Source organism: Bradyrhizobium erythrophlei, assembly GCF_900142985.1.
Classification (GTDB): domain Bacteria; phylum Pseudomonadota; class Alphaproteobacteria; order Rhizobiales; family Xanthobacteraceae; genus Bradyrhizobium; species Bradyrhizobium erythrophlei_B.
Window position 1 is genome coordinate 7,448,460 of sequence record NZ_LT670849.1, and the last position, 22,546, is coordinate 7,471,005.

The 22,546-nt window shown below is 59.9% G+C and carries 22 protein-coding genes and 1 tRNA gene; 17 read left to right on the plus strand and 6 right to left on the minus strand.

Going from position 1 to position 22,546, the window contains the following annotated elements; genetic code table 11:
- Window positions 1-196 precede the first annotated feature (196 nt).
- From BUA38_RS35825 to BUA38_RS35850, 6 genes are all read left to right on the plus strand, one after another.
- Entirely contained in the window at window positions 197-2,005 is a 1,809-nt protein-coding gene (locus BUA38_RS35825; RefSeq protein ID WP_072825555.1) for an IlvD/Edd family dehydratase, read from the plus strand.
- Between the two features lie 111 nt (window positions 2,006-2,116).
- Window positions 2,117-2,851 (plus strand): SDR family oxidoreductase, encoded by a 735-nt coding sequence (locus tag BUA38_RS35830; RefSeq protein WP_072825556.1) that lies wholly within the window; start codon window positions 2,117-2,119, stop codon window positions 2,849-2,851.
- A gap of 15 nt (window positions 2,852-2,866) precedes the next feature.
- Entirely contained in the window at window positions 2,867-3,613 is a 747-nt protein-coding gene (locus BUA38_RS35835) for an SDR family NAD(P)-dependent oxidoreductase (protein WP_072825558.1), read from the plus strand.
- Window positions 3,614-3,621: 8 nt separating this feature from the next.
- Window positions 3,622-4,011, plus strand: coding sequence for a GFA family protein (locus tag BUA38_RS35840; RefSeq protein WP_072825560.1), 390 nt, complete (start codon window positions 3,622-3,624; stop codon window positions 4,009-4,011).
- Window positions 4,012-4,088: 77 nt separating this feature from the next.
- The gene (locus BUA38_RS35845; RefSeq protein ID WP_072825562.1) at window positions 4,089-4,769 is read left to right on the plus strand and encodes a site-2 protease family protein; all 681 of its coding nucleotides are present in this window, start codon (window positions 4,089-4,091) and stop codon (window positions 4,767-4,769) included.
- A gap of 49 nt (window positions 4,770-4,818) precedes the next feature.
- Window positions 4,819-5,244 carry a hypothetical protein gene (locus BUA38_RS35850; RefSeq protein WP_072825564.1) on the plus strand — a complete coding sequence of 142 codons (426 nt, stop codon included), beginning with the start codon at window positions 4,819-4,821 and terminating at the stop codon, window positions 5,242-5,244.
- A 45-nt stretch (window positions 5,245-5,289) separates the two neighbouring features.
- On the opposite strand, the gene BUA38_RS35855 is transcribed toward BUA38_RS35850, so the two are convergent.
- From BUA38_RS35855 to BUA38_RS35870, 4 genes are all read right to left on the minus strand, one after another.
- Window positions 5,290-6,078: a TonB family protein gene (locus tag BUA38_RS35855; RefSeq protein ID WP_072825566.1), complete on the minus strand. Its 789-nt coding sequence runs from the start codon at window positions 6,076-6,078 to the stop codon at window positions 5,290-5,292.
- A gap of 4 nt (window positions 6,079-6,082) precedes the next feature.
- Window positions 6,083-6,547, minus strand: a complete 465-nt coding sequence (gene exbD / locus BUA38_RS35860; protein ID WP_072825568.1) for a TonB system transport protein ExbD — start codon at window positions 6,545-6,547, stop codon at window positions 6,083-6,085.
- A gap of 3 nt (window positions 6,548-6,550) precedes the next feature.
- Window positions 6,551-7,456, minus strand: coding sequence for a tonB-system energizer ExbB (gene exbB / locus BUA38_RS35865; RefSeq protein ID WP_083587897.1), 906 nt, complete (start codon window positions 7,454-7,456; stop codon window positions 6,551-6,553).
- Window positions 7,457-7,641: 185 nt separating this feature from the next.
- Window positions 7,642-8,103 carry a MarR family winged helix-turn-helix transcriptional regulator gene (locus tag BUA38_RS35870; protein WP_072825570.1) on the minus strand — a complete coding sequence of 154 codons (462 nt, stop codon included), beginning with the start codon at window positions 8,101-8,103 and terminating at the stop codon, window positions 7,642-7,644.
- Between the two features lie 153 nt (window positions 8,104-8,256).
- On the opposite strand from BUA38_RS35870, the gene BUA38_RS35875 reads away from it, so the two are divergent.
- The 4 genes from BUA38_RS35875 (at window position 8,257) to BUA38_RS35890 (ending at window position 13,435) form a co-directional block, all read left to right on the plus strand.
- Window positions 8,257-9,429 carry an efflux RND transporter periplasmic adaptor subunit gene (locus BUA38_RS35875; protein ID WP_072826701.1) on the plus strand — a complete coding sequence of 391 codons (1,173 nt, stop codon included), beginning with the start codon at window positions 8,257-8,259 and terminating at the stop codon, window positions 9,427-9,429.
- Complete coding sequence (locus BUA38_RS35880; protein WP_072825572.1) at window positions 9,426-12,584, plus strand: multidrug efflux RND transporter permease subunit; 3,159 nt, start codon at window positions 9,426-9,428, stop codon at window positions 12,582-12,584. Before BUA38_RS35875 ends, BUA38_RS35880 begins: the two co-directional genes overlap by 4 nt.
- A gap of 77 nt (window positions 12,585-12,661) precedes the next feature.
- A complete protein-coding gene (locus tag BUA38_RS35885) occupies window positions 12,662-13,204 on the plus strand; it encodes an invasion associated locus B family protein (protein WP_072826702.1) in 543 nt (180 codons plus the stop codon).
- A 157-nt stretch (window positions 13,205-13,361) separates the two neighbouring features.
- Window positions 13,362-13,435, plus strand: a tRNA-Gln gene (locus BUA38_RS35890).
- Between the two features lie 187 nt (window positions 13,436-13,622).
- Here BUA38_RS35890 and BUA38_RS35895 read toward each other — a convergent pair.
- A complete protein-coding gene (locus BUA38_RS35895) occupies window positions 13,623-13,874 on the minus strand; it encodes a hypothetical protein (RefSeq protein WP_072825575.1) in 252 nt (83 codons plus the stop codon).
- Window positions 13,875-15,379: 1,505 nt separating this feature from the next.
- On the opposite strand from BUA38_RS35895, the gene BUA38_RS37775 reads away from it, so the two are divergent.
- Window positions 15,380-15,691 (plus strand): hypothetical protein, encoded by a 312-nt coding sequence (locus tag BUA38_RS37775; protein ID WP_172806144.1) that lies wholly within the window; start codon window positions 15,380-15,382, stop codon window positions 15,689-15,691.
- Window positions 15,692-15,752: 61 nt separating this feature from the next.
- On the plus strand, window positions 15,753-15,995 hold the full coding sequence (locus tag BUA38_RS35905; RefSeq protein ID WP_156898888.1) for a hypothetical protein: 243 nt from the start codon (window positions 15,753-15,755) through the stop codon (window positions 15,993-15,995).
- A gap of 62 nt (window positions 15,996-16,057) precedes the next feature.
- On the opposite strand, the gene BUA38_RS35910 is transcribed toward BUA38_RS35905, so the two are convergent.
- Window positions 16,058-16,378 (minus strand): DUF1488 family protein, encoded by a 321-nt coding sequence (locus tag BUA38_RS35910; protein WP_072825581.1) that lies wholly within the window; start codon window positions 16,376-16,378, stop codon window positions 16,058-16,060.
- Window positions 16,379-17,056: 678 nt separating this feature from the next.
- Here BUA38_RS35910 and BUA38_RS35915 point away from each other — a divergent pair.
- From BUA38_RS35915 to BUA38_RS35935, 5 genes are all read left to right on the plus strand, one after another.
- Entirely contained in the window at window positions 17,057-18,520 is a 1,464-nt protein-coding gene (locus tag BUA38_RS35915) for a site-specific DNA-methyltransferase (protein WP_083587898.1), read from the plus strand.
- An 18-nt stretch (window positions 18,521-18,538) separates the two neighbouring features.
- Window positions 18,539-19,003 (plus strand): DUF5681 domain-containing protein, encoded by a 465-nt coding sequence (locus tag BUA38_RS37405; RefSeq protein WP_156898889.1) that lies wholly within the window; start codon window positions 18,539-18,541, stop codon window positions 19,001-19,003.
- Between the two features lie 620 nt (window positions 19,004-19,623).
- Window positions 19,624-20,427, plus strand: coding sequence for a YqaJ viral recombinase family protein (locus BUA38_RS35925; RefSeq protein WP_072826704.1), 804 nt, complete (start codon window positions 19,624-19,626; stop codon window positions 20,425-20,427).
- Window positions 20,420-21,661, plus strand: coding sequence for an ERF family protein (locus BUA38_RS35930; RefSeq protein WP_072825585.1), 1,242 nt, complete (start codon window positions 20,420-20,422; stop codon window positions 21,659-21,661). Before BUA38_RS35925 ends, BUA38_RS35930 begins: the two co-directional genes overlap by 8 nt.
- Entirely contained in the window at window positions 21,658-22,299 is a 642-nt protein-coding gene (locus BUA38_RS35935; RefSeq protein WP_072825587.1) for a hypothetical protein, read from the plus strand. Before BUA38_RS35930 ends, BUA38_RS35935 begins: the two co-directional genes overlap by 4 nt.
- Window positions 22,300-22,546: the final 247 nt, after the last annotated feature.

Below are 22,546 nucleotides of genomic sequence, written 5' to 3' on the forward strand. Positions count from 1 at the left end.
ATCAGACCACGGTACATACCCGATGGGTCCGGATTTAAGGGCGTCATATCAGACTTTTGCTGACGTGTCCTTGGATCAAAGTCGTAGACGAATGCCCTGGCGACCCGCCGTTGCGAAGCTCACCTCGACATGCGAAATTGCGAACCCACCTCAAGATAACGCACAAAAATAAGGCGTGTGCGCTGCGGGAGAAACCATGAACAAGCCGCTAACCGGCGTCACCAGGCGCAAGCTCCGTTCCAGCGAATGGTTCAACAACCCCCATAACCCCGGGATGACCGCGCTCTACCTCGAGCGCTATCTCAATTACGGGCTGACGCGGGAAGAATTGCAGTCCGGCAAGCCGATTATCGGCATTGCCCAGACCGGTAACGATCTGTCGCCCTGCAACCGTCATCACATCGAATTGGCACATCGGGTCCGCGAAGGCATTCGCGCGGCCGGCGGCATCGCGATGGAATTCCCGATGCACCCGATCCAGGAAACCGGCAAGCGTCCGACTGCGGCATTGGACCGCAACCTTGCTTACCTCGGCCTGGTCGAAGTCCTGTTCGGCTACCCGCTGGACGGGGTGGCGCTGACCACCGGCTGCGACAAAACCACGCCGGCCTGCTTGATGGCGGCCGCCACCGTGAACCTGCCCGCGATCGTGCTGTCGGGCGGACCGATGCTCAACGGCTGGCACAACGGCCAGCGCACCGGCTCGGGAACCGTGGTCTGGAAGGCGCGCGAGCAATTGGCCGCCGGCGAGATCGACTACGAGGAGTTCATGACCATCGTGGCGTCGTCGGCGCCGTCGGTCGGCCACTGCAACACCATGGGCACGGCGTCGACGATGAATGCGCTCGCCGAAGCGCTCGGCATGTCCCTGCCCGGCTGCGCCGCCATCCCCGCGCCGTATCGCGAGCGCGGCCAGATCGCCTATGAAACGGGAAAGCGCATCGTCGGCATGGTCTGGGAGGATCTCAAGCCGTCCGACATCCTGACCCGACAGGCATTCGAGAACTGCATCGTCGTCAATTCGGCGATCGGCGGCTCGACCAATGCGCCGATCCACATCAACGCACTCGCCCGCCACATCGGCGTGGAACTGTCGATCGACGATTGGCAAAAGGTCGGTCACGACGTCCCGCTGCTCGTCAACATGCAGCCGGCCGGCTTCTATCTCGGCGAGGAATTCCACCGCGCCGGCGGCGTGCCGGCGGTGGTGCGCGAATTGATGAAAGCCAAGCGAATTCACGAAGACGCCGTAACCGTCAACGGTCACAGCATGGGCGACAATTGCCGCGAGGCCGCCAAGCCCGATGGCGACGTGATCTACGCTTACGAAAAGCCGCTGGTGAAGGACGCAGGCTTCCTCGTGCTGCGCGGCAACCTCTTCGATTCAGCGATCATGAAGACCAGCGTCATCTCAAAGGAATTCCGCGAACGCTATCTGGACAATCCGGAGGACCCGAACGCCTTCGAAGGCCGCGCCATCGTGTTCGAGGGGCCGGAGGACTATCACGAGCGGATCGACGATCCCTCGCTCAACATCGACGAGCATTGCATCCTGTTCGTGCGCGGCACCGGCCCGATCGGTTATCCCGGCGGCGCGGAGGTCGTGAACATGCAGCCGCCGGCGGCGCTGATCAAACGCGGCATCCTGTCCCTGCCCTGCATCGGCGACGGCCGGCAGTCCGGCACCTCAGGCTCGCCGTCGATCCTCAACGCCTCGCCGGAAGCCGCCGCCGACGGCGGCCTTGCGATCCTCAAGACCGGCGACAAGGTCCGCATCGACCTCAACAAGGGCAGCGCCAATATTCTGATCTCGGATGACGACGTGAAAAAGCGGCGCGCGGAATTGAAAGCCAAGGGCGGCTTCCCCTATCCGCCGAACCAGACCCCGTGGCAGGAAATCTACCGCTCGACGGTCGGCCAGCAGTCGACCGGCGCGTGCATGGAGCTTGCCACGCGCTATCACAACGTCGCCGGCACGTTCGGCGTCGCGAGAGATAATCACTGAAGCGCTCGTCATTGCGAGGAACGAAATGACGAAGTAATCCAGTCTTTCACTGACTCTGGATTGCTTCGCTTGCGCTCGCAATGACGGACAAACAAGAAAAGGGAGAAAACCATGTCTGACCGCCTGAAAGGCAAGCGCGCATTCGTCACCGCGGCCGCTGCCGGTATCGGCCGCGCCTCGGCGATTGCCTTTGCGCGTGAAGGTGCAAGCGTCTTTGCCACCGATATCGATGAAAAGGCATTGGCAGCGCTTGCCGCCGAGGGCGTGAAGGACGTTGCCCGCCTCGATGCGCGCGACAGTGCGGCGGTGGCCGCGATGGCCAAGCGCGTCGGAGGCGTCGATATCCTGCTGAATGCGGCCGGCTTCGTGCATCACGGCACCGTGCTCGAATGCTCGGATGAGGACTGGGACTTTTCCTTCGACCTCAACGTCAAATCGATGCACCGGACGATCCGCAATTTCCTGCCGCTGATGCTGGAGCGCGGCGGCGGCTCGATCGTCAACATCTCGTCTGCTGCCGGCGTCTTCAAGGCCGCGCCCAACCGCTATGTCTATGGCGCGACCAAGGCCGCCGTGGCCGCGCTGACGCGTGCGGTCGCCGCCGATTTCATCACCAAGGGCATCCGCTGCAACTGTATTTGTCCTGGCACCATCGAAACTCCCTCGATGCTCGGCCGCGCCGCGGCAGCAGGGCCCAGCGGACGCGAGATGTTTATCGCGCGGCAGCCGATGGGACGGCTCGGCACCGCGGAAGAGATCGCTCTGCTCGCGCTTTATCTTGCGAGCGACGAGAGCGCGTTCACCACCGGCGTCGCGCACATCATCGATGGCGGCTGGACTCTGTAATCAAGGAAAATTGCCATGAACAAGATCGATCTGAATGGCCGTTGCGCGGTCGTCACCGGCGGCGCGCAAGGCTTTGGCCGCGCGATTACCGAACGCTTTGCAGCTTCCGGCGCCAAGGTCGCGATCTGGGATCACGATCAGCCGTTGGCCGAGAGGACCGCGAAGGAAGTCGGCAGCGGCACGATCGCCATCAAGGTCGATGTATCCGACCTTGCTGCGGCAGAGAAAGCACGCGAGGAAACGCTGAAAGCCTTCGGCAAGATCGACATTTTCGTCAACAATGCCGGCATTGCCGGCGTCAACAAGACGGTCTGGGAGACCGATTTCGACGAATGGCGCAAGGTGCTGCGCATCAATCTCGACGGCCCCTTCGTCTGCTGCAAGGCGATCGCGCCGGTCATGATCAAGCAGAACTACGGGCGGATCGTGAACATTGCTTCCATTGCCGGCAAGGAAGGCAATCCGAACGCCGCGCACTACTCGGCCTCGAAAGCCGGCCTGATCGCGCTGACGAAGTCGCTCGGCAAGGAGCTTGCGCAGTACAACATCATGGTCAATGCGGTGACGCCGGCCGCGGCGAAGACCGCGATCTTCGACCAGATGACGCAGCAGCATATCGACTTCATGCTGTCGAAGATTCCGAAGAACCGCTTCGTGCTGGTCGAGGAACTCGCCGCGCTCGCATCCTGGCTCGCCTCTGAAGACTGCTCGTTCTCGACCGGAGCCGTGTTCGACATTTCCGGCGGCCGGGCAACTTACTAGGACACGCTATGACTCGCGAAGGTGGATGCCTCTGCGGCGCGGTTCGTTTCACTTGCGAGGGCGAGCCGATCAACGTGCGTATCTGCCACTGCCGCAATTGCCAGAAGGCGATGGGATCGCCGTTCTTTGCACGTGCGCTCTACGAGCAGCGCGCGATCACGGTCAACGGCGACACCGGCCGTTATCCGTCTTCCGATCACCTTGAGCGGGTTTTCTGCAAGCAGTGCGGAACGCGCGTATTTTCGTGGCGCCGCAATGGCACGGCGGCCGGCATCGCGCTTGCGACCTTCGACGACCGTAACGCGTTTGCGCCGACCGAGCACATCTGGGTTTCGGAAAAGATCGCCTGGGTCAGGCTGGACGACGGTCTGCCGCAATACCCGGAAGGCCCGGTTTAGGTTCCGGTTAGGAACTTGTTTACTTCGGAACGTGGTAGCGTGAAGGCGGAATCAGTCCGCCTCCCGGAAGCGCGCCCGTGAACATTACCCTCTACGACTTCTCCGTCTGGGTCTTGCCGCTCGTGATCGCCATCACCTTTCACGAGGCCGCGCATGGTTTCGTCGCCCATCGCCTTGGCGACGACACGGCCTACAATCTTGGCCGCGTCAGCTTCAATCCGATCCGGCACATCGACCCCTTCGGCACGCTAATGATGCCGGCGATCCTCCTGATGGCGCATTCGCCGTTCCTTTTCGGTTATGCGAAGCCGGTGCCGGTAAATTTCCGCCTCCTTCGAAACCCGCGGATCGGCATGGTGTTGGTCGCGCTGGCGGGGCCTGCCACCAACATCGCGCTGGCGCTGGTCGCGGCCGCGGCGCTGCATTTCCTAGGTCTCTTGCCCGCCAATGCCGCGCAATGGACGTTCGACAACTTGAAAAATGCGCTTGTGATCAACGTGATCCTGGCGATTTTCAACATGATGCCGATCCCGCCGCTGGACGGCGGCCGGGTCGCGGTCGGGCTGTTGCCAAGAGCGCTGGCGGCGCCGCTGTCGCGGCTGGAACCGTTCGGGATGTTGATCCTGATCGGCGTGTTGATCCTGCTCCCGCTGATCGGTTCCCAGTTCGGTCTAAATCTTGATGTTATTTCGGCGATCTTACGAACCGCGACCAGTTATGTGATCTGGCTGATTCTCGTCGTCACCGGAAACGGATAACCTGGTGGAGTGGGATGCGAGTAACCCGCCGCAAAGACCAGAGGCCATTTTGATCAAAGCAGCCGACATGATGATCGCGCGACGCGCCGATACCAGGGCAAGAGCCGATTTCGCGACCTGGACCATGATGGCAAAGCTGAACGGTGCCTCTTCCCTGCCCCCGGCGGCGCAAGCCTTCCTCGAGCGCTACAAGGCATTGCGGAAGGAAAAGAGCGATGCGGACGCATCGGAGGCCATCATCCAGCTCATCTACCAGAGCTACTATGAGGAGATGGGCGGCGCGGGCCAGGCCCCGGAAGTCAAACCCCGATCGACCGCAGATCAATCGAGCGGCAACGTTACGGCCTTCAAACGACCGCCGGCGCCGCGGCCGAAGGCGGCTGGCGGCTCGCAGCAGAAATCGAAACTGCCGGTTGCATTGATCTTTGCCTGCCTGGTCGTGGTCTACACGGCGTTTCGGTATTTCTGGCGCTAGAGGCTTGCGGCAAACAAGCGCCGGCGGGATTACCGGCCGGCAGATCTACTTCTTGCCGTTGAAATTCACATCCAGATTGTAGGCAAAGGTGTCGTCTGTCAGCGTCGCCGGCGGACGCGGCACGGGATCGGAGCGGCGGATCATATCGAGCGCGGCTTCGTCGAACAGCGGATCGCCCGACGTTTCCGCAACCGCCAGCGACACCACGTGGCCAAGCCGGTTGAGCACGAGGCTCACCTTGACCTTGGCGGCCTTGATCTTGTCGGTCTTCGGATAACGCTTGTGCAGCTCGAAATAGGCGCTGATCTGCTGCGCCCATTTCGCCGTGAGCATCATCTTGTCCTTGCCGATCCCGAGATTTGGTGCGGCCGCTGCATTGGCCTCGCGCGCACCTTCGATGTGCTGCCGCGCGCTTGCTTCCTGCGCCACCGATTCCTGCGAGGCCGATGTCTGCACGGTCTCGGTCTTCGGATCGTCGTCCGTCGGCTTCTTCTGCTCGTTCTGGGTCACGACGCGATCGGGATCGTCGCTTTCCTTTGGCGTCTCTTTCGGCAAATCGGTCGGCTTGACCTCGGCCTTCTGCTCGGCGAGCGCGGGCGAGGCCACGGAGGCATCGGCGTCGGGACCTGGCGGCAGCTCGGTTTCTTCGGCCGAGGGAGATGTCAGCTCGACGCCGATCTCGGCGACATTGGTGCCAAGTCCGTCCGAGCCCTCGTCGGGCGTGAGGTGCGCCAACGCCAGTGCAGCGCCGGCAACGTGCAGGGAGAGCGCGGCCACCGCTGCCATCGTCCAGAGCCGCCAGGGCGGCCGTTGCTCCTGCGCAAACTCGCTCATCGCATCAAGGCCTTGCCGCTCCAGCCGCAGGCGATGCCGTATCGGGCACGCCTTCCAGCGTCACCAGCTTCATCCGGTAATTTCCTCGCCGCAACAGCTCGAGCACGTCCATCAGATCGCCATAGGCGACGCCGCGGTCGGCGCGGACGAAAACCAGCCGTTCCGGATTGGACTCGGCGCCGGCATCGAGCGCCGAGATCAGCTCGGCGCGCTTGACCTGCTTTTCGCCGATCGCCAGCGTCAGGTCAGGCTTGATGCTGACGTAAGTCGGCTTGTCCGGCTTTTTCTGCGGCGTCGCGGTCGACGACGGCAGATCGATCGGAAGATCCACGGTCGATAGCGGCGCCGCCACCATGAAGATGATCAAGAGAACGAGCATGACGTCGATGAACGGCGTGACGTTGATTTCATGCGTCTCCGCGAAATCGGCGTCGTCATCCAAATCGTTGTCGGCGAGCGAGATACTCATGCCCTACTCCGCAGCGTGCGAGCCGACGCGGCCCACCGAACTGACATGGGTGCGGTCGAGATCGCGCGACAACAACCGGCCTGCCGCGCCCGATGAACGGCCAACCAGCTCGAGATAGGCCTTCGTCACCCGCGCGAAGTGATTGTAGATGATGACCGCCGGAATGGCCGCGACGAGACCGATCGCGGTCGCCAGCAGTGCTTCGGCGATACCGGGGGCGACAACCGCCAGATTGGTCGTCTGCGACTTCGAAATGCCGATGAAGCTGTTCATGATGCCCCATACCGTGCCGAACAGCCCGACGAAGGGCGAGGTCGCACCGATGGTGGCAAGCACGCCCATGCCGAGCCGGATGCGGCGAGATTCCGCCCGCACGATTTCGGCAAAGCTCGATGCCGCGCGTTCCTTCACGCCCGCGTCGCTGGAAATGCCGGCCGACAGCCGCGCCTCGCGCATCGCCGCCGCCAGGAAGCGGGACAGGATGGTGCCGCTCGAACCGAGCGCGAACTGCGCTTCCGCCAGCGACCTTGAATCCGCGATCTTGCTTAGCGCGCCACGCAGCCGGCTTTGCACGACCGTCAACTCGACCATCTTTGCGATGAAGACCGTCCACGTCACCAGCGAGGCAAACGCAAGGCCGATCATGACGGCTTTGACGATGATGTCGGCCGAGAGGAACATCGACCAGGGCGACAACTCGCGCAGGACGGGCTTCGACGCCTTCGCGTCAGTCGCCGCATTATCAGCGGGCGCCCACGTGGTCGCCACGGCAGCCGGCTGAACGGTCGACGCCACCGGCGCGGCTGACACTTTCGGATCGGATCCCGCGGTCGTCTGCTGGGCGATCGCAATCGTCCCCATCGACACGAATGTCAGCACAACTGCGATTTTAAGAACGGTTTTGAACATTTGTGCGACTTCCCGGATTTCGCTGGTAGCATGCATCAAAAAGCATTTCCGACGCGGCGACGTCGAGTAGCTAACGCGTGAGTTAGACGAATTCCATTTGGGTTTGGCCTTCTCGCATGCCGCGAGGACGCGGGATCATCCCGAAAAAACCGGGAAAAATCCCGCCACAATGGCAGCTATTGCCATCACTTGGCGGCGATGCCGCCCGCCGGTTCGGCCAGCGTCTTGATCCGCTCCTTGACGTCGCGCAACGCCTTGAGGCTGGTCTCGACGGTGGCGGCCGGCACCCCCTGCAACACGTCGGTTGCAATGGCGTCGCGCAGGCTATCGAGGTCGTCGGCGAGCTGACGCCCGGCCGCCGTCAGGAACAGGCGGTTGGCCCGCCGGTCCCTGGGGTCACTGCGGCGCTCGACCAATCCATGTTCGACCAGCCGGTCGAGCAGGCGCACCAGCGAGATCGGCTGCAGCTCCAGCACGTCGGCAAGGTCGACCTGTGACAGCCCCTCCTGCTCGCGCAGGCGAAACAGCACAATCCATTGCGCGCGCGTCGTGCCACGGGACTTCGCGCGATGATCGACGTAGTTGCGCAAAAACCGCGAACTTTCGATCAACTGGGTAATGAACTGCTTTTTGAGGTCGAGCGACATTAGGGTGTGGAGCGGTCCCCGGATTGCCAATAGTTTAGGATTCTCAAGCTATAGTGTGTTTACACATTAAGTGCACGCATACTATATATATGATCTCTCTATGAACCCTAGGGAAGACTCGCTACTTATATTTTTTTGAATCTGAAGGCCGACATGAAGAAATCGCGGATAACGCGTTGGATTTTGCTGGCCTTGGTAATCGCAGGGGCTGGCTACTACGGCTGGCAGCGATTCCATGGCGAAAGTCACGAAACAGCGGCAAACGGTGCGCAAAAAGGCGCCCCTCGCAACCCGGTGCGGGTAAGCATCGCCACGGTCGAAAAGGCCGACTTTCCGGTCTACCAAACCAGCCTCGGGACCGTTCAGGCCTTCAACACCGTTCAGGTCCGCTCCCGGGTCGACGGCGAGATCGTCAAGATCGCCTTCACCGAAGGCCAGTTCGTCAATCAGGGCGACTTGCTGACCAAGATCGACCCCCGGCCCTATCAGGCCGCGCTCGATCAGGCGAAGGCCAAGAAGGAACAGGACGAAGCCAACCTCGCCAATATCAATCTGGACTTGCAGCGCTACATCAAGCTCGGCGAGTTCGCGACGCGCCAGCAACTCGATACCCAGCGCTCCAGCGTGTCGCAGTTGACGGCGCAGATCGCGGCTGACGCGGCCGCCATCGACAATGCCCAGACGCAGCTCGACTACACCGACATCAAGGCGCCGATCTCAGGCGTTGTCGGCCTGCGCCAGGTCGACGTCGGCAATATCGTCAATGCTTCGGCCCAGACCGGGATCGTCTCGATTACCCAGGTTGAGCCGATTGCCGTGATCTTTACCTCGCCGGAAGACCAGCTGCCCGACATCAAGGGCGCGCAAGGCGCGACGCCATTGAAGACCATTGCGATCACGACCGACGGAAAACGACCGCTCGCGGAGGGAACGCTGGCCGTGGTGAACAACCAGGTCGATTCAACCAGCGGCACCATCCGTCTCAAGGCCGTCTTCGACAACAAGGACCACGCGCTGTGGCCCGGCCAATCCGTCTCCACCCGCCTTCTGGTCCGCACCATGAAGGGGGCGACGGTGGTTCCGGACGACGCTGTCCAGCACGGCACCGAAGGCCTCTACGCCTACACGGTCGACCAGAACAACAAGGCCGAACTTCGCAAAGTCAAAGTTATTCAGTCGATCGACGGTCGCTCCGTGATCGAAAGCGGTCTGTCGCCCGGTGAACGCGTCATCGTCGCCGGCCAGTTCAAGGTTCAACCGGGCATCACCGTCAGTATCGCCGTGGCCAGTTCGGCCTCCGAGCCATCGAAGGTGAAGCCCGAATGAGCGAGGGGATTCAGCAAGGGATTTCCGCGCCCTTTATCAGGTACCCGATCGGTACCTCGCTGATGATGGCCGGCATTCTGTTTGTCGGCCTCGTCGCCTATCCCCTGCTCCCGGTCGCCCCGCTGCCGCAGGTCGACTTCCCGACCATCCAGATCACCGCGCAATTGCCCGGCGCGAGCCCGGAGACCATGGCCTCGTCGGTGGCGCAGCCGCTGGAGCGCCAGTTCGCGCAGATTCCGGGCATCGCCCAGATGACGTCGACGAGTTACCTCGGCACGGCGTCCATCACCATCCAGTTTGACCTCAACCGCAACATCGATGGCGCGGCCAACGACGTGTTGGCCGGCATCAACGGCGCCGGCGGCCAGTTGCCGAAAAACCTTCCGACCCCGCCGACCTATCGCAAGGTCAACCCGGCGGACTCGCCGATCCTGTTGTTGTCGGCGACGTCGGACACCCTGCCGCTGACCACCGTCTCGGACTCCGTGGACGCCCAGCTCGCCCAGCAGATCAGCCAGATTTCCGGCGTGGCGCAGGTAACGATCGGCGGCCAGCAAAAGCCGTCGGTCCGCGTCCAGGTCGATCCGGCGAAGCTTGTCGCCAAGGGCCTCTCGCTCGAGGACGTGCGCAACCAGATCGCCATCACCACGGTGGACAGCCCGAAGGGCAACATCGACGGCGAGAAACGTGCGTTCACGATCTACGCCAACGACCAGATGCTGGATTCCAAGGACTGGAACGACGTCATCATTGCCTATCGCAATGGCGGTCCGTTGCGGGTTCGCGACATTGGCCAGGCGGTGACCGGCCCTGAAGACGCCAAGCAGGCAGCCTGGGCCGACGGCAAGCGCGGTGTGTTCCTGGTGGTCTACAAGCAGCCCGGCGCCAACGTCATCGATACCGTAGACAAGATCAAGGCGCTGCTGCCGCGGCTCGTTGCCGGTATTCCGGCCGCGATCAACATCGGCATCCTGAGCGATCGAACCCAGACCATTCGCGCCGCGGTCGAGGACGTTCAGTTCACGTTGCTATTGACCATCTTCCTGGTCGTCCTCGTCATCTTCGTCTTCCTGCGCAGCTTCTGGGCGACGGTGATCCCGGCCGTGACAGTTCCGCTCGGCCTGTTAGGGGCCTGCGCGCTGATGTGGGTGTTCGGTTATACCCTCGACAACCTGTCGCTGATGGCGCTCACGATTGCCGTCGGGTTCGTTGTCGACGATGCGATCGTGGTTCTGGAAAACATCACCCGCTACATCGAGGAAGGCGAAAAGCCGCTGGTCGCGGCCTACAAAGGCTCGAGCGAAATCGGCTTCACGATTCTCTCGATCAGTATTTCGCTGGTCGCGGTGTTGATCCCGCTCTTGCTGATGGGTGGTATCATCGGCCGCCTGTTCCGCGAATTCGCGGTGACGCTGGCGATGACGATTTTCGTGTCGCTGGTGGTGTCGCTGACGCTCACGCCGATGATGTGTTCCCGCTTCCTGCGGCCGCACACCGGGCATGAGGAGCACGGAAAATTCTATCAGTGGAGCGAGCGCGGCTTTGACGCGATGCTGCGTGGCTATGAGCGCGGGCTCGACCTCGCGCTAAGCTGGCGGCGGACCACGCTGGTGATCTTCTTCGTCACCCTGGGGCTGTCGGTCTATCTGTTCATGGTCATTCCGAAGGGCTTTTTTCCGCAACAGGACATCGGCCTGATCACCGGAACGACCGAAGCCTCGCAGGATATTTCCTTTGCCGAGATGCTGCGGCAGCAGGAAGCGCTGCAAGACATCGTCCGGGCCGATCCGGCCGTGGCAACGGTGGGCGCCGTGATTGGCGGCAACGGCCGGGCCGGCAACAACGGCAGCATGTTCATCACGCTGAAGCCGCTCGACGAACGCGACGCCACCGCCATGCAAGTGATCGCGCGCTTGCGTCCCCAGCTCGAGAAAGTCCAGGGCTCCCGGCTCTATATGCAGGCGGCGCAGGACGTGCGCCTCGGCGGCCGGCCGACCCGAACGCAGTTCGAGTTCACGCTTCAGGACGCCAATCTCGATGAGTTGAGCGAATGGGCACCCAAGGTGCTCGCCAAGATGCAGACGCTGCCCGAGCTGCGAGACGTCGCCACCGACCAGCAGTCAAAAGGCACGACACTGCAACTCAAGATCAATCGCGACACCGCTTCACGCTACGGCATCCAGCCGCAATTGATCGATGACACGCTGTACGATGCCTTCGGGCAGCGGCAGGTGACGCAGTATTTCACACAGCTCAATAGCTATCACGTGATCCTGGAGATCCTGCCCGAGCTGCAAGGCAACTTCGACACGCTCGACAAGCTCTACGTCAAATCGCCCACGACCGGCGATCAGGTGCCGCTGTCGGCGTTCGCAAGCTGGACCAGCGTGCCGGTTCGGCCGCTTTCGATCAGCCACCAGGGCCAGTTCCCGGCCATCACCATCAGCTTCAACCTTGCCCAGAATGCCGCGCTCGGTCAGGCGACCGATGCCGTGCAGCGGGCGATGGCCGAGCTCGGCGTGCCCTCGACGGTCAACTCGAGCTTCCAGGGCACCGCGCAGGCGTTCCAGCAGTCGCTCGGGACGGTTCCGCTGCTGATCCTGGCCGCTCTCGTGGTCGTGTACCTGATCCTCGGCATTCTCTATGAGAGCTACATCCATCCGATCACGATTCTGTCCACGCTGCCCTCGGCAGGTGTCGGTGCGCTGGCGATCCTGATGGCCTTTGGCTACGACTTCAGCCTGATCGCCCTGATCGGCATCATTCTGCTGATCGGCATCGTCAAGAAAAACGGCATCATGATGGTCGACTTCGCGATCGCGGCCGAGCGCGACGAGCACCTGTCGCCGGAGCAGTCGATCAAGAAGGCGGCTTTGCTGCGTTTCCGCCCCATCATGATGACCACGATGGCGGCCCTGCTCGGTGGCGTGCCGCTGATGCTCGGCACCGGCACGGGATCGGAAATTCGTCAGCCGCTCGGCTATGCGATGGTCGGCGGCCTCGCCGTCAGCCAGGCGCTGACGCTGTTTACGACGCCGATCGTCTATCTCTATCTCGACAAGCTTTCGAACGCGTTTTCCAACTGGGGCCGTTCGGGACGTGACGACGATCAGGACATCTCCGAGCACGGCGCCGTCAAGGAAGCAGCCGAATAGTTGCATCCCGGATAGCTCGCCGATCGGCGCGCTCAACCTTCTATGGAGACCGGTCGGTGAAATTCGCAAAGCTGGCGATGATGATTGCCGTCGCCGAGATAGCGGTCGCCGGGACTGCGGTTGCCCAGCAGACGCCCAAGACCAAGGGGCCGCCGGCGCAGGGTCAGGCAGCACCGGTGCCCGCTCCTTCCGGCAGCACTCCCGCGCCGCCCCAGGCAGGCTGGGCGGCGCGATGCAGCAGTCCCAGCCGCGACGCTCCGCTCGAATGCGCGATGGAGCAGAATGCGATCCTCACCAAGACAGGTCAGCTGGTCGTGCTGATCAACATTCGCGTGCCCGGCGACACCCGGACGCCCGTCGCACTGATCCAGTTGCCGCTCGGTTTGAATTTGCAGGCCGGCGCCAAGCTTCAGGTCGACGACGGCAAGGGCATCGATCTGCCGATCCAGACCTGCGAGAACCGCGGCTGCTACGCCAGTTTTCCGGTCGGAGTGGAAACGTTGAACGCGCTGCGGTCAGGCAAGCAGCTCAAGATCATGTTTCAGGACCTTTCGAAGGAAACCATCACGATCCCGCTGCCGCTCAACGATTTTGCGGCCTCCTACGACAAGATCAAATAGGCCGCTTACCGCTACGGCCGCCTGGGGCAGGACCAATGCTGTTGCTTGCCAAAACCAGGATGAAGCGGGTAGAAGGTCCGATATACCAGACCGGATCGCGAGGACTTCATCCGCGACCGTCGATTTATCCGATATCTAAGTGAAATATCAGGATAATTGGGGAATGGTGTAACGGTAGCACAACAGACTCTGACTCTGTTTGTCTAGGTTCGAATCCTAGTTCCCCAGCCAAGTTCTCGAGAAATAAACCGCGAGACCCGAGGCACCGGCAGCCATGATACCCGCGCGCAAACCAACCACTTCCGGCGCGGCAAGCCGAAGCTGCGAGCATCGAATTCATCGATGAAAACGGCGGCGGGTTGGTCAAGCGAGAGCCTGGCGCGATTGTGCCGCCAGGCTCCGTCAGAAGCTTTCGCGATCAATAGAATCCATAACAGCGCAGATCCATCCACGGGCCGCCCCAATAGGATCCGCCATGCCAGCCGGGCCCTACATAAGGCCCGCCGCAATACATGTCATAGGATGCCACACGGTAATGGCGGCGATGGGCGTAGCGATGCGCCCTTTGATAGGCCGGCACCTCAAGTTCGGCGGCCTTTGCGGTGTTGACCGCTACCGAAAACGAACCGCCGTTCTGCGGCGAAACAAGCCGAGGCGCATTCGCCGCCATGAATCACGAGATGGGCGGTTACTGCGCTTTTGGCAGGTGCGGACCTCGATCAGCTAGACGAGTGATAGTGTTGCAAAAGTCGAAAGTTGCAGCGGTCCAAATTTTTGGCGAAAATCTGAAGCGCAAAGAGATCGACGATTCGCATGGTCTCGGTCGCGCTACCGAAGTCGCCCACGAATTTGGCGCAAGGCGATGAGGTCCCTCAGATCATTACACGAATAACGCGCCAGCTGCCCTCAGAAATTTTGTATCTCCTGCAAAACGACTTTTGCAACACTATCCGAGTGAGAACAGACTTATCCGTTCAACTCGGACCGCCGCGATTTCCGGGTTCTGTCCGGGCCAGCTTTCTCGAGCCAGCTCTTGAGAGCGCTATCGACGTCAAAAGTGTTCTCGGCGAAAATCCGCATGACGCGCATGCGGCGCTCTCGCAAGTACTGCTCAAACAAGATCGATATGGACGACCGCGGTATCAGTCTCCGCGCAACTATCCTCTGGCATCGATGGATTAGGGAACCAAAATCAAAGAAACCCAAGATCATCATTGCCTAGGATGAAGGTTCGGCATCGGCCTTGTCAATGTGCCAGTTACGTGGACCAAGATCTTACGTGGACCAAGATCTAAGGTCTCATTTTGGAGCATGCTACCGCCTTATTAGCATTAATGGCCCTTGCTCCTTTCGGCTCCCCGCCCCGGGGCGAAGGGCTGGCGGCTCCACCTGCACTTCGCAAATGGAGCCGTTGCAAAAATTCAAAAAGCTAATGAGGCCTTCAGACGAAGCGGATCTGTTAATCACGCCGCCTGCGTCAAAACGGCATTCGATCTACGCATTTGCGTCAGGCCGCCGACAATCAAACGCTATCGACTGTGGCTCTATGACAACCTTCGCCATGGACCCAAGTTAGCTTTGGACAAACCGGTGACGTGCTCGCTCCCAAGATTCCATTCGGCCCTTCGCTTTATGAGGCAGGCATGAATGGATTATCCGCTCCTCCTTCGCCGCCATCGTCCCAAACTGCGTGAGACACTGATCACTGGGTGTTGCGAAATGCAGAAGGCGGCGCGGATTCAGACAAACAACAAGATTGGTTATGTAGGTTCGGCACCACGCTAAGTGAGCTCAAGAAGAAACGCTATTCTACAGGAGATGTCCCAGGCTTCTATTTTCGCGCTCCCAAGCGTGCTGATCCTCCAGCTCTGCGCGACCGTCGTCGACGACCGAATCGAGCCAATCTAAAGCCTGCTGGCGCTCAAAAGCTTTGCCTAATGCGAGTCTGAATAGTTTTCCTTCGCGGGACCCGGTCCGGAATCCCTCGTTCCGAGCGCGCTCCAAACAGGACGTAAAACTGTCGTCGCGTCTTGGGCTGAAGATCCCAAAATGGTACCTAGCGCCCCCGGGAGAAGCACGGCAGGTAATAAAATTAGGCCGTCGCCAGACACTCCATTGCTGTGACAAGCCAACCAATTGATATTGTTAAATTATTACCGAGACGGATATTCTCTCGTGTGGCCTGAAATTTCAAGAGAGTCTGGATTTCTCCAACGTTTGGCTGTAATTAAATTTCGATTTAATCCATTGAGCGTCACGGTTTTAAATTTAATGCGAAAACATATTATTTCGAAAGGTCATTTCATGACCGATAAGATAAAACCTCGAAGATGTGCAGAATTCCGCAAGCAATCCGCGAGCACCGAACGGCAACTGACAAACGCTGCAGCACCTGACCATGCGATCGAGTGCCCCAAGCAATCCGCCAACGACAACAGCCTTACCTGGCCGCTCATTCCATTTCCCGATGGATGGCTTAGCGACTGACTGCTGATGCTGGCATTAAGCCTGTGAGTCTGTTTTAGTAATGTTTATTTGGAGTGACATTATGAACGAACGAATTGCACGCGTGCGTGCCCACCAACGCAATATCGAGCGATACGAAGGGCTGCTCAAATCCTGTTTGACCGAGATTGAATTGCGGTTCGTCAATCAACGCTTATTGGAAGAGAGAAAGTCTCTGGCGATGTTGCAACTTATGAACCCGAGCGATCCGGTTGAGATGATTCAGCTTCCACTTCCTGATGCCGTAGCTGTCGCAGCTACTGCACGCTTCCGGTCGGAAGCCTAGAATCAAAAAAAACCGCGGGGAGGCCGCCGTGTCGCTGGTCAATGAGGATCGCAGCGCGTGAACTATTCGCTGCTTTGACCAGAAGCGCCTTCGCTGACGATGTCAGCTTTCGCTGTAAGGTGTTTAGAAAAAATCCGAATAACGGCACCACGAAGGATAGGTTTCTCGTCGAAAAGCTGTGAGGCAGCCTGTTCGATCTTTTCTCTCAATGCGAGAAACTGCTCCATACGCGCGCTACTTTCTGTTCCCTTTGCACCCGCGAGCTCATCAAGCGCGGCATCGCTAATCTGACACATAACAACCTGGTCGTCGTTCAGCATTGAAAATCTGAAAGCGTGTCGTTCCTCGTCATGGCCCTCGATTTCGTGACTGATCAGCGGCATGGGCAGCACTCCGCACAATCTAACGCCAGCAGTCTAAGGTTGCCTCAGCCCGCCAGTCGGATCAACGAATTTGCGGAGCTCCGTCCTTGAGCGTGACTTCTTCCTAAATTCCCTGCTAGCAGGGAATTTTTCAAAAAAATCTCGAAAGAAATGGCTTTAGAGAGCCCATATAACACGCCACAAGTGCCTGACGCGCGGCCAATTTTCCCAATTCAGTTACGAAGACCCGAGGGAAAACGTGGGTCGAGAACAGGGAATTTTTCGCGCTTCAGCAGCGAATTGTCGGCGCTCGAGCAGGGATTCATCGCGCGCTCTCTTCGCCACCGCCTAGGCCAGCACGAACAGCGCCACCAAGATGACTGGCGACGACGGCGGACCTTTCGTCGCTGACATCCCAAAAGCACTCTTGCGACAATGCTCGCGTGCTGCTGAGTCCAAAAGTTACAAATATTTAAGTTCCAGCGGCCGAGCCTATTTGTTAGCTTGGTCTGGAGCTTCGGGTGAGGGCCCCTGCCCTCGCCGCGCTACATCGCCTCGGGTCGCGAATTTCCCCAGGCTGGATCGCTCTATCGAGCAAGGCGCCAATATTCGCAAAGCATGACCAAGGAAGGTCTCGAGCGTCGCAGTCGATTTTAATCGACCGCGTGGGATCTTTTGTAAGCCTGAAAGGGTGCGGTCATGCCTATCAAAGTAAGCGGCGGTCTAAGTGGTTTATTCGACAAGCCAGCGAAGACTATTACCCATGTTCCTGACGACGATCCGGTCGTCGTCGAGCGGCCGCGCGCGGAGCAACCTGATCCGTTAGGGCCGCAGATACGACTTGACGCCCGCATACGGGCCGAGTGCGTCGAAGTTGTCCCGATCGAAAAACTTCAGCCAAACCCCAGAAACGCAAAGAAGCACCCGGAAAAGCAGATCGCGTTGCTCCAAGCGAACTTCGAGGAATTCGGGTTCACTACGCCTCCCTTGGTTGACGAGAACTACGTGATCCTCGCGGGGCATGGGCGCTACGAGGCAGCCAAACGTTCCGATTTCGACCATTTGCCTGTCATCAAGCTCACAGGTCTTACGGCTGCCAAGAAACGAGCTGTCGCGCTTGCTGACAACAAGCTCGCCGCGATGGGCCGGTACGATTTAGACATTCTGTCCGAGGAGCTCTCGTTCTTATTCGATGCCAGTACCGAACTCGATTTCGACCCAGGCATCATCGGCTTCGAGACCGTCGAAATCGATCAGATCATCGACAATGACACAAAGAAGGACCGCACCGATCCCGCCGACGATTTCGCTACGCTGCCTCCAGAGACGCCAGCCGTAACATCTGCGGGCGACATCTGGGAGTGCGATAAACACCGCCTGCTGTGCGGGGACGCTACAAATCCCGATGACTATGCCGCGTTAATGGGGCGTGACCAAGTGGAAATGGTCTTCACGGACCCCCCTTATAACGTGCCCAACGCCGGTCACGTGAGCAAGCGCGAAGGCGTGCGCGAATTCGCCATGGCGGCGGGTGAGATGTCGTCCAGAGAGTTTTCGGTGTTTCTGTCGATCGTGTTTGGCAACATCTTCGCCTACATGCAGGCAGGTGCGGTCGGCTTCTTTTGCATGGACTGGCGGCATCTGTCCGAGCTCTGGGCAGCCGCGCACCCAGTGTTCGGGGCGATGAGGAACCTCATCGTCTGGGTTAAACCCAACGCAGGCATGGGGAGCTTCTACCGATCGCAGCACGAGCTGATCTGCGTCTATGCCACTCCTGGCAAGCCGATCAACAACTTCGGTCTTGGTGGCAAGGGCCGACATCGGACCAACGTCTGGCAATATCCGGGCTTCAATAGTTTCGGGCGCGGGCGTGACGAGACGTTGGCCATGCATCCAACCGTCAAGCCGGTCGCCATGGTGGTGGACGCCCTAAAGGACTGCTCGGACCGCGGTGGCGTCGTGCTCGACCCGTTCGCAGGCTCGGGCACTACCGTGATCGCGGCTGAGCGCACCAAACGCCGCGCGCGTCTCATGGAGATTGATCCGCTCTATTGCGACACCATCGTGGAGCGTTGGCAGACATTCACCGGCAAGACCGCGCGTCTTGCTGAAACGAACGAGACTTTTGCTGAAGTGAAGGCCCGCAGGGGTGCGGGTCGTTAAGTGTGAGAGGGGGCTACAATGACCAAGAAAGTGAAATTTCACCACATAGAAGACGATGCTGAAAATCCGGGTGATGAAGATAAGGTCGGCTATCGCAAGCCGCCGAAGCACTCGCGGTTCAGGCGTGGGCAATCTGGTAATCCGAGGGGACGGCCGCGGGTTGCTTACGAGAAAGATGATTTTCCAGTACGTCGATTCATGATGGAGCCGGTAGAGGTAACGCGGAAAGGCAAGAAAGAGCAGGTCACAACCTATGAGGCCATTCTCATGAGGCTTGCTGCCAAAGCGCTCGCAGGAGACAGCGCAAGTGCGAAACTTTTGCTCAAGCATACCGGGGGACTCAAGGACTTCCGCGAAGAGTGGAAGCGTGTGATGACGGAAGCCGACATGAAGATGATCGAGATGGTGAGGGAAGCATCGAACGCTTGGGTTAACGATCTCGCCGATAAAAAAGCTGGGAAGAAAGACGACGAAGAAAGCTAACTCTTTTCACGAGAGATGGCCGACCGACAGACGCCGTCCATCTATGCGCTTCTCGACGAGACCCTTCGTCAAACAGCTAGCCGAGCTCCTGCCCGGGAGCTCGGCCCTTCTTTGCCGGATCTCCTCCGATCGCCGTCGCCCTGGCGGCTGCACCAGCAACGAGAATTTTCTTAGTGAAGCTCTCGATCGGTGCCGGTGGTGATGCACGACGCTGTCTCGTTAATGCACCGGCTGACCCGAAAATAGATCCTGCCAGCCCTCCCCAATTGCCCTGTCGTTCCGCGGGGATTGCGCCAGTCGCAGTCGCAGAGCAGCCAAGACCAAAGCCAAGCCCACAACGATAAAGTTGGCGGCAAAACCGACTTCCGAATTGGCTTTGTTTCGTCAATAACGGCCTGGGCCAAGGCGCGAAACGAGCAAGAATCTTGCTGCAGAAAGGACTGGCATTTCTTCGCCAAACGAGCGTTACTGATTCGTGTAAGGGGCTTTTGCCCGGGCATCTCCTCCCGCTCACATGCGGGCTCAAGGCAGTGCGGCAAGCAGTGTCGCATTCATCATCTTGAGAGGAGATTCTGGTGAGTATCAGTCCGTCGAATGGCGCAGTCGCGCCAAATCCCACAATCGTCCGTTTCAATCCTGCCGATCGGCGCCATTTTATCGGCGGATCGGACGCCCGCATCATCATGGGAGATGATCAAGCAGAACTCTTACGTCTATGGCGCGAAAAGCGGGGCGAGGCAGAACCACAGGATTTCTCTCGTAACCTGATCGTTCAGTTGGGCGTCGTAACCGAGGAGCTCAACCGCCGTTGGTACGAGAGCAACACGGGACAAACCGTAAAGGACACCCAGAAACGCTTGCGCCATCCGGTTCACAAATGGATGGCGGCGACCGTTGATGGCATCGTGGAATCGAACGGAGCGGTGTACGAAGCCAAATTCATGTTGCCCTGGTCGTTCTCGGAAGAGGCCGCGGCCGAAAAGCACATGGCCCAGCTTCAGCACAACATGTGGGTGGCGAACACCCGCAACGCCGTGCTTTCGATCATCACGGGCGGCGGAAAGTGGGTCGAGATCCAGACCGGCGCCGATCCGCTCTATCAACACTTGTTGCTGACCGCTGAGAAGAAGTTCTGGCGTTGCGTGCAATCCGGTGAAACCCCTCACCTGTTCGGCCTCGAACCGCCCAGATCCCGCCTGGAAGCGGTACGCGTTGTCGACATGAGTTCGTCGAATAGTTGGGCCGAACTTGCGGTCGTCTATCGACGCACCAAGGCGGCTTACGAAGAACACGAAGCCAGCAAGGCTGATCTCAAAAAACTCGTTCCGGAAGATGCCAGGGAGGCCCTTGGACACGGGCTTAAGGCCAAGCGCTCCAAATCCGGCGCTGTCAGCTTCGAGCTGGTCGAGGCTGCACATGCATAACTCAAGTCAAACGATTGGGGCAATCGCGACCGCGCTGGCCAAAGCCCAGGCCGAGCTTGAGAACCCCGAGAAGACGATGGTTGCCACAATTCCCGCCGCCGATGGCGGACGGAGTTTCCGCTATGCATCGCTCGCAAGCGGATTGGACCTGGTTCGCAAATGTCTGGGTCAACACGAGATCGCGGTCATGCAGACAACGGCAATTGGCCAGGCCCAGATCGTCCTTACGACCTTGCTCGTTCATGCCTCCGGTGAGTGGGTATCTTCCACGTGGCCGGTTTGCCCTGTGGCTGAACCATCCGCACACATCAAAGGGGCTGCCCTAACCTACGCCCGGCGTTATGCGCTCTTTACCCTCGTCGGTATCGCCGGCGAGGACGATCTTGATGCTCCTGACCTCTCGACGGCAGGGCCGCCCGGTGAGCCCAAAGGGCGACAACCTGACACCGGACGCGCCTTGGGCAAACCGAACCAGCCGGCCAATAAGCCCACACACCACCGACCGCCGCCGCAACAGCCCCAAAGGCCTGCTCGTGGGGAACGGACGAAAGCCCCGGCCCTGCCCCTGGATGCCTCGGAAAGACTTCAGCAGCAGTTGATCTCGGAGCTGGCGCAAATCAGCGAAGCGGAAGCGCTTGCCACCTGGGCGCATCGGGTCTTGCCACTCAAGAACCAACTTTCGGCAGCGGATGCCCAAAAGGTCGAGGCTGCATTCGCGGCCAGGCTGGACCAGGTCAGCGCTCCGACATCGGTTCAGCCCGCCGATACCCGCGAAAAAACACCCAAGAGCCGACGCCGCCAGAGCACCCAGGTGCGTCCGATCACCAAGCCGGTGCGCGAGCGGGATCGCAACCATCTCCGATTCGTCGCATCCCGGCCCTGCCTCGTCTGCGGACGGTCCCCCTCAGACCCCCATCACCTCAAATTCGCCGAGCAGCGGGCCATGGGTCGGAAAGTCAGCGACAAATTCACCGTTCCGATCTGTCGAATACACCACCGCGAGCTCCATCGCCGCGGTGATGAGCGCATCTGGTGGGAGAGCCAAGGGATCGATCCCTTGCCTGTCGCAGCAGGCCTTTGGGCTACGACGCACGAGACCATCGTGCCCGCAGCACCGGTCGATGACGTTCACCGCGCTGGCAACAATGGACGACGTTCGATCAGCGGAGCTGATGTTTCGGAGCCATTGCAAACTAACGAAACGAAGCCAATTGTCCGGCCGGAGGCAAGATGACCTCTTTTCGGCAGATCGAAGCTAACCGGCGCAATGCCCGCCTGAGCACCGGACCTACTACCGAAGATGGGAAGGAAAGATCGCGGCGAAATGCTCTGCGTCATGGGCTAACCGCCGAAACCGTCATCGATGCGCTGGAAGACGCCGAGGACTATGCTGCTTTCGAAATGGCGGTCATGACCGACTACGACGCCCGCAACGCCGTCGAAAGGGAGCTCGTTCTAAGGCTGGCGAGCCTGCTATGGCGGCTACGTCGGGCTACCGCGATCGAAAGTGGCCTGTTCAAAATCCATGCGCAGCACTTGTTACAATTCCGGCGACGCCGACAGGCTCATCAAAGGCGCCAGAATATCATCGAAACCATGTACCGAGACGCCGTCGCGACCGAGGAAGACATGCGGCAGGATGAAGACGAAATCACCGGCGGTCTAGACGCTGACCCTCGATCAGCCGCGAAGCCTGCTGATCAATCGGACGACCTCACACGCTCCTTCGTCCGCCTCTCCAACCTGCCGACCTATCCCCTCGACCGACTGAGCCGCTATGAAGCCACGCTGTGGCGCCAGGCTTGTCAGATCCTGTTCACACTGCGGTGTCTCGACCAGCGCAAGCCGTGGGAGAGACGTAGGTTGCGTTGATCTTGGCCAAGTCGAGGCCCACCGACGCTTAGAACCAGGGAGAGCGCCGTGGTCGTAAACCGCCGCAACGTCCGTCTGAGTACAGGTCCTAGAACTGAGGAAGGTAAACGAAAGTCACGCCAAAACGCGGTTCGCCATGGTCTCGTGGCGGAAACCGTCATCGGTGCCTTGGAAGATACCGACGACTAAGCAGCAATATGTCATCGGCAACATTTTTCCGAGTTCAGTCGCGATCCGAAACTTTGAA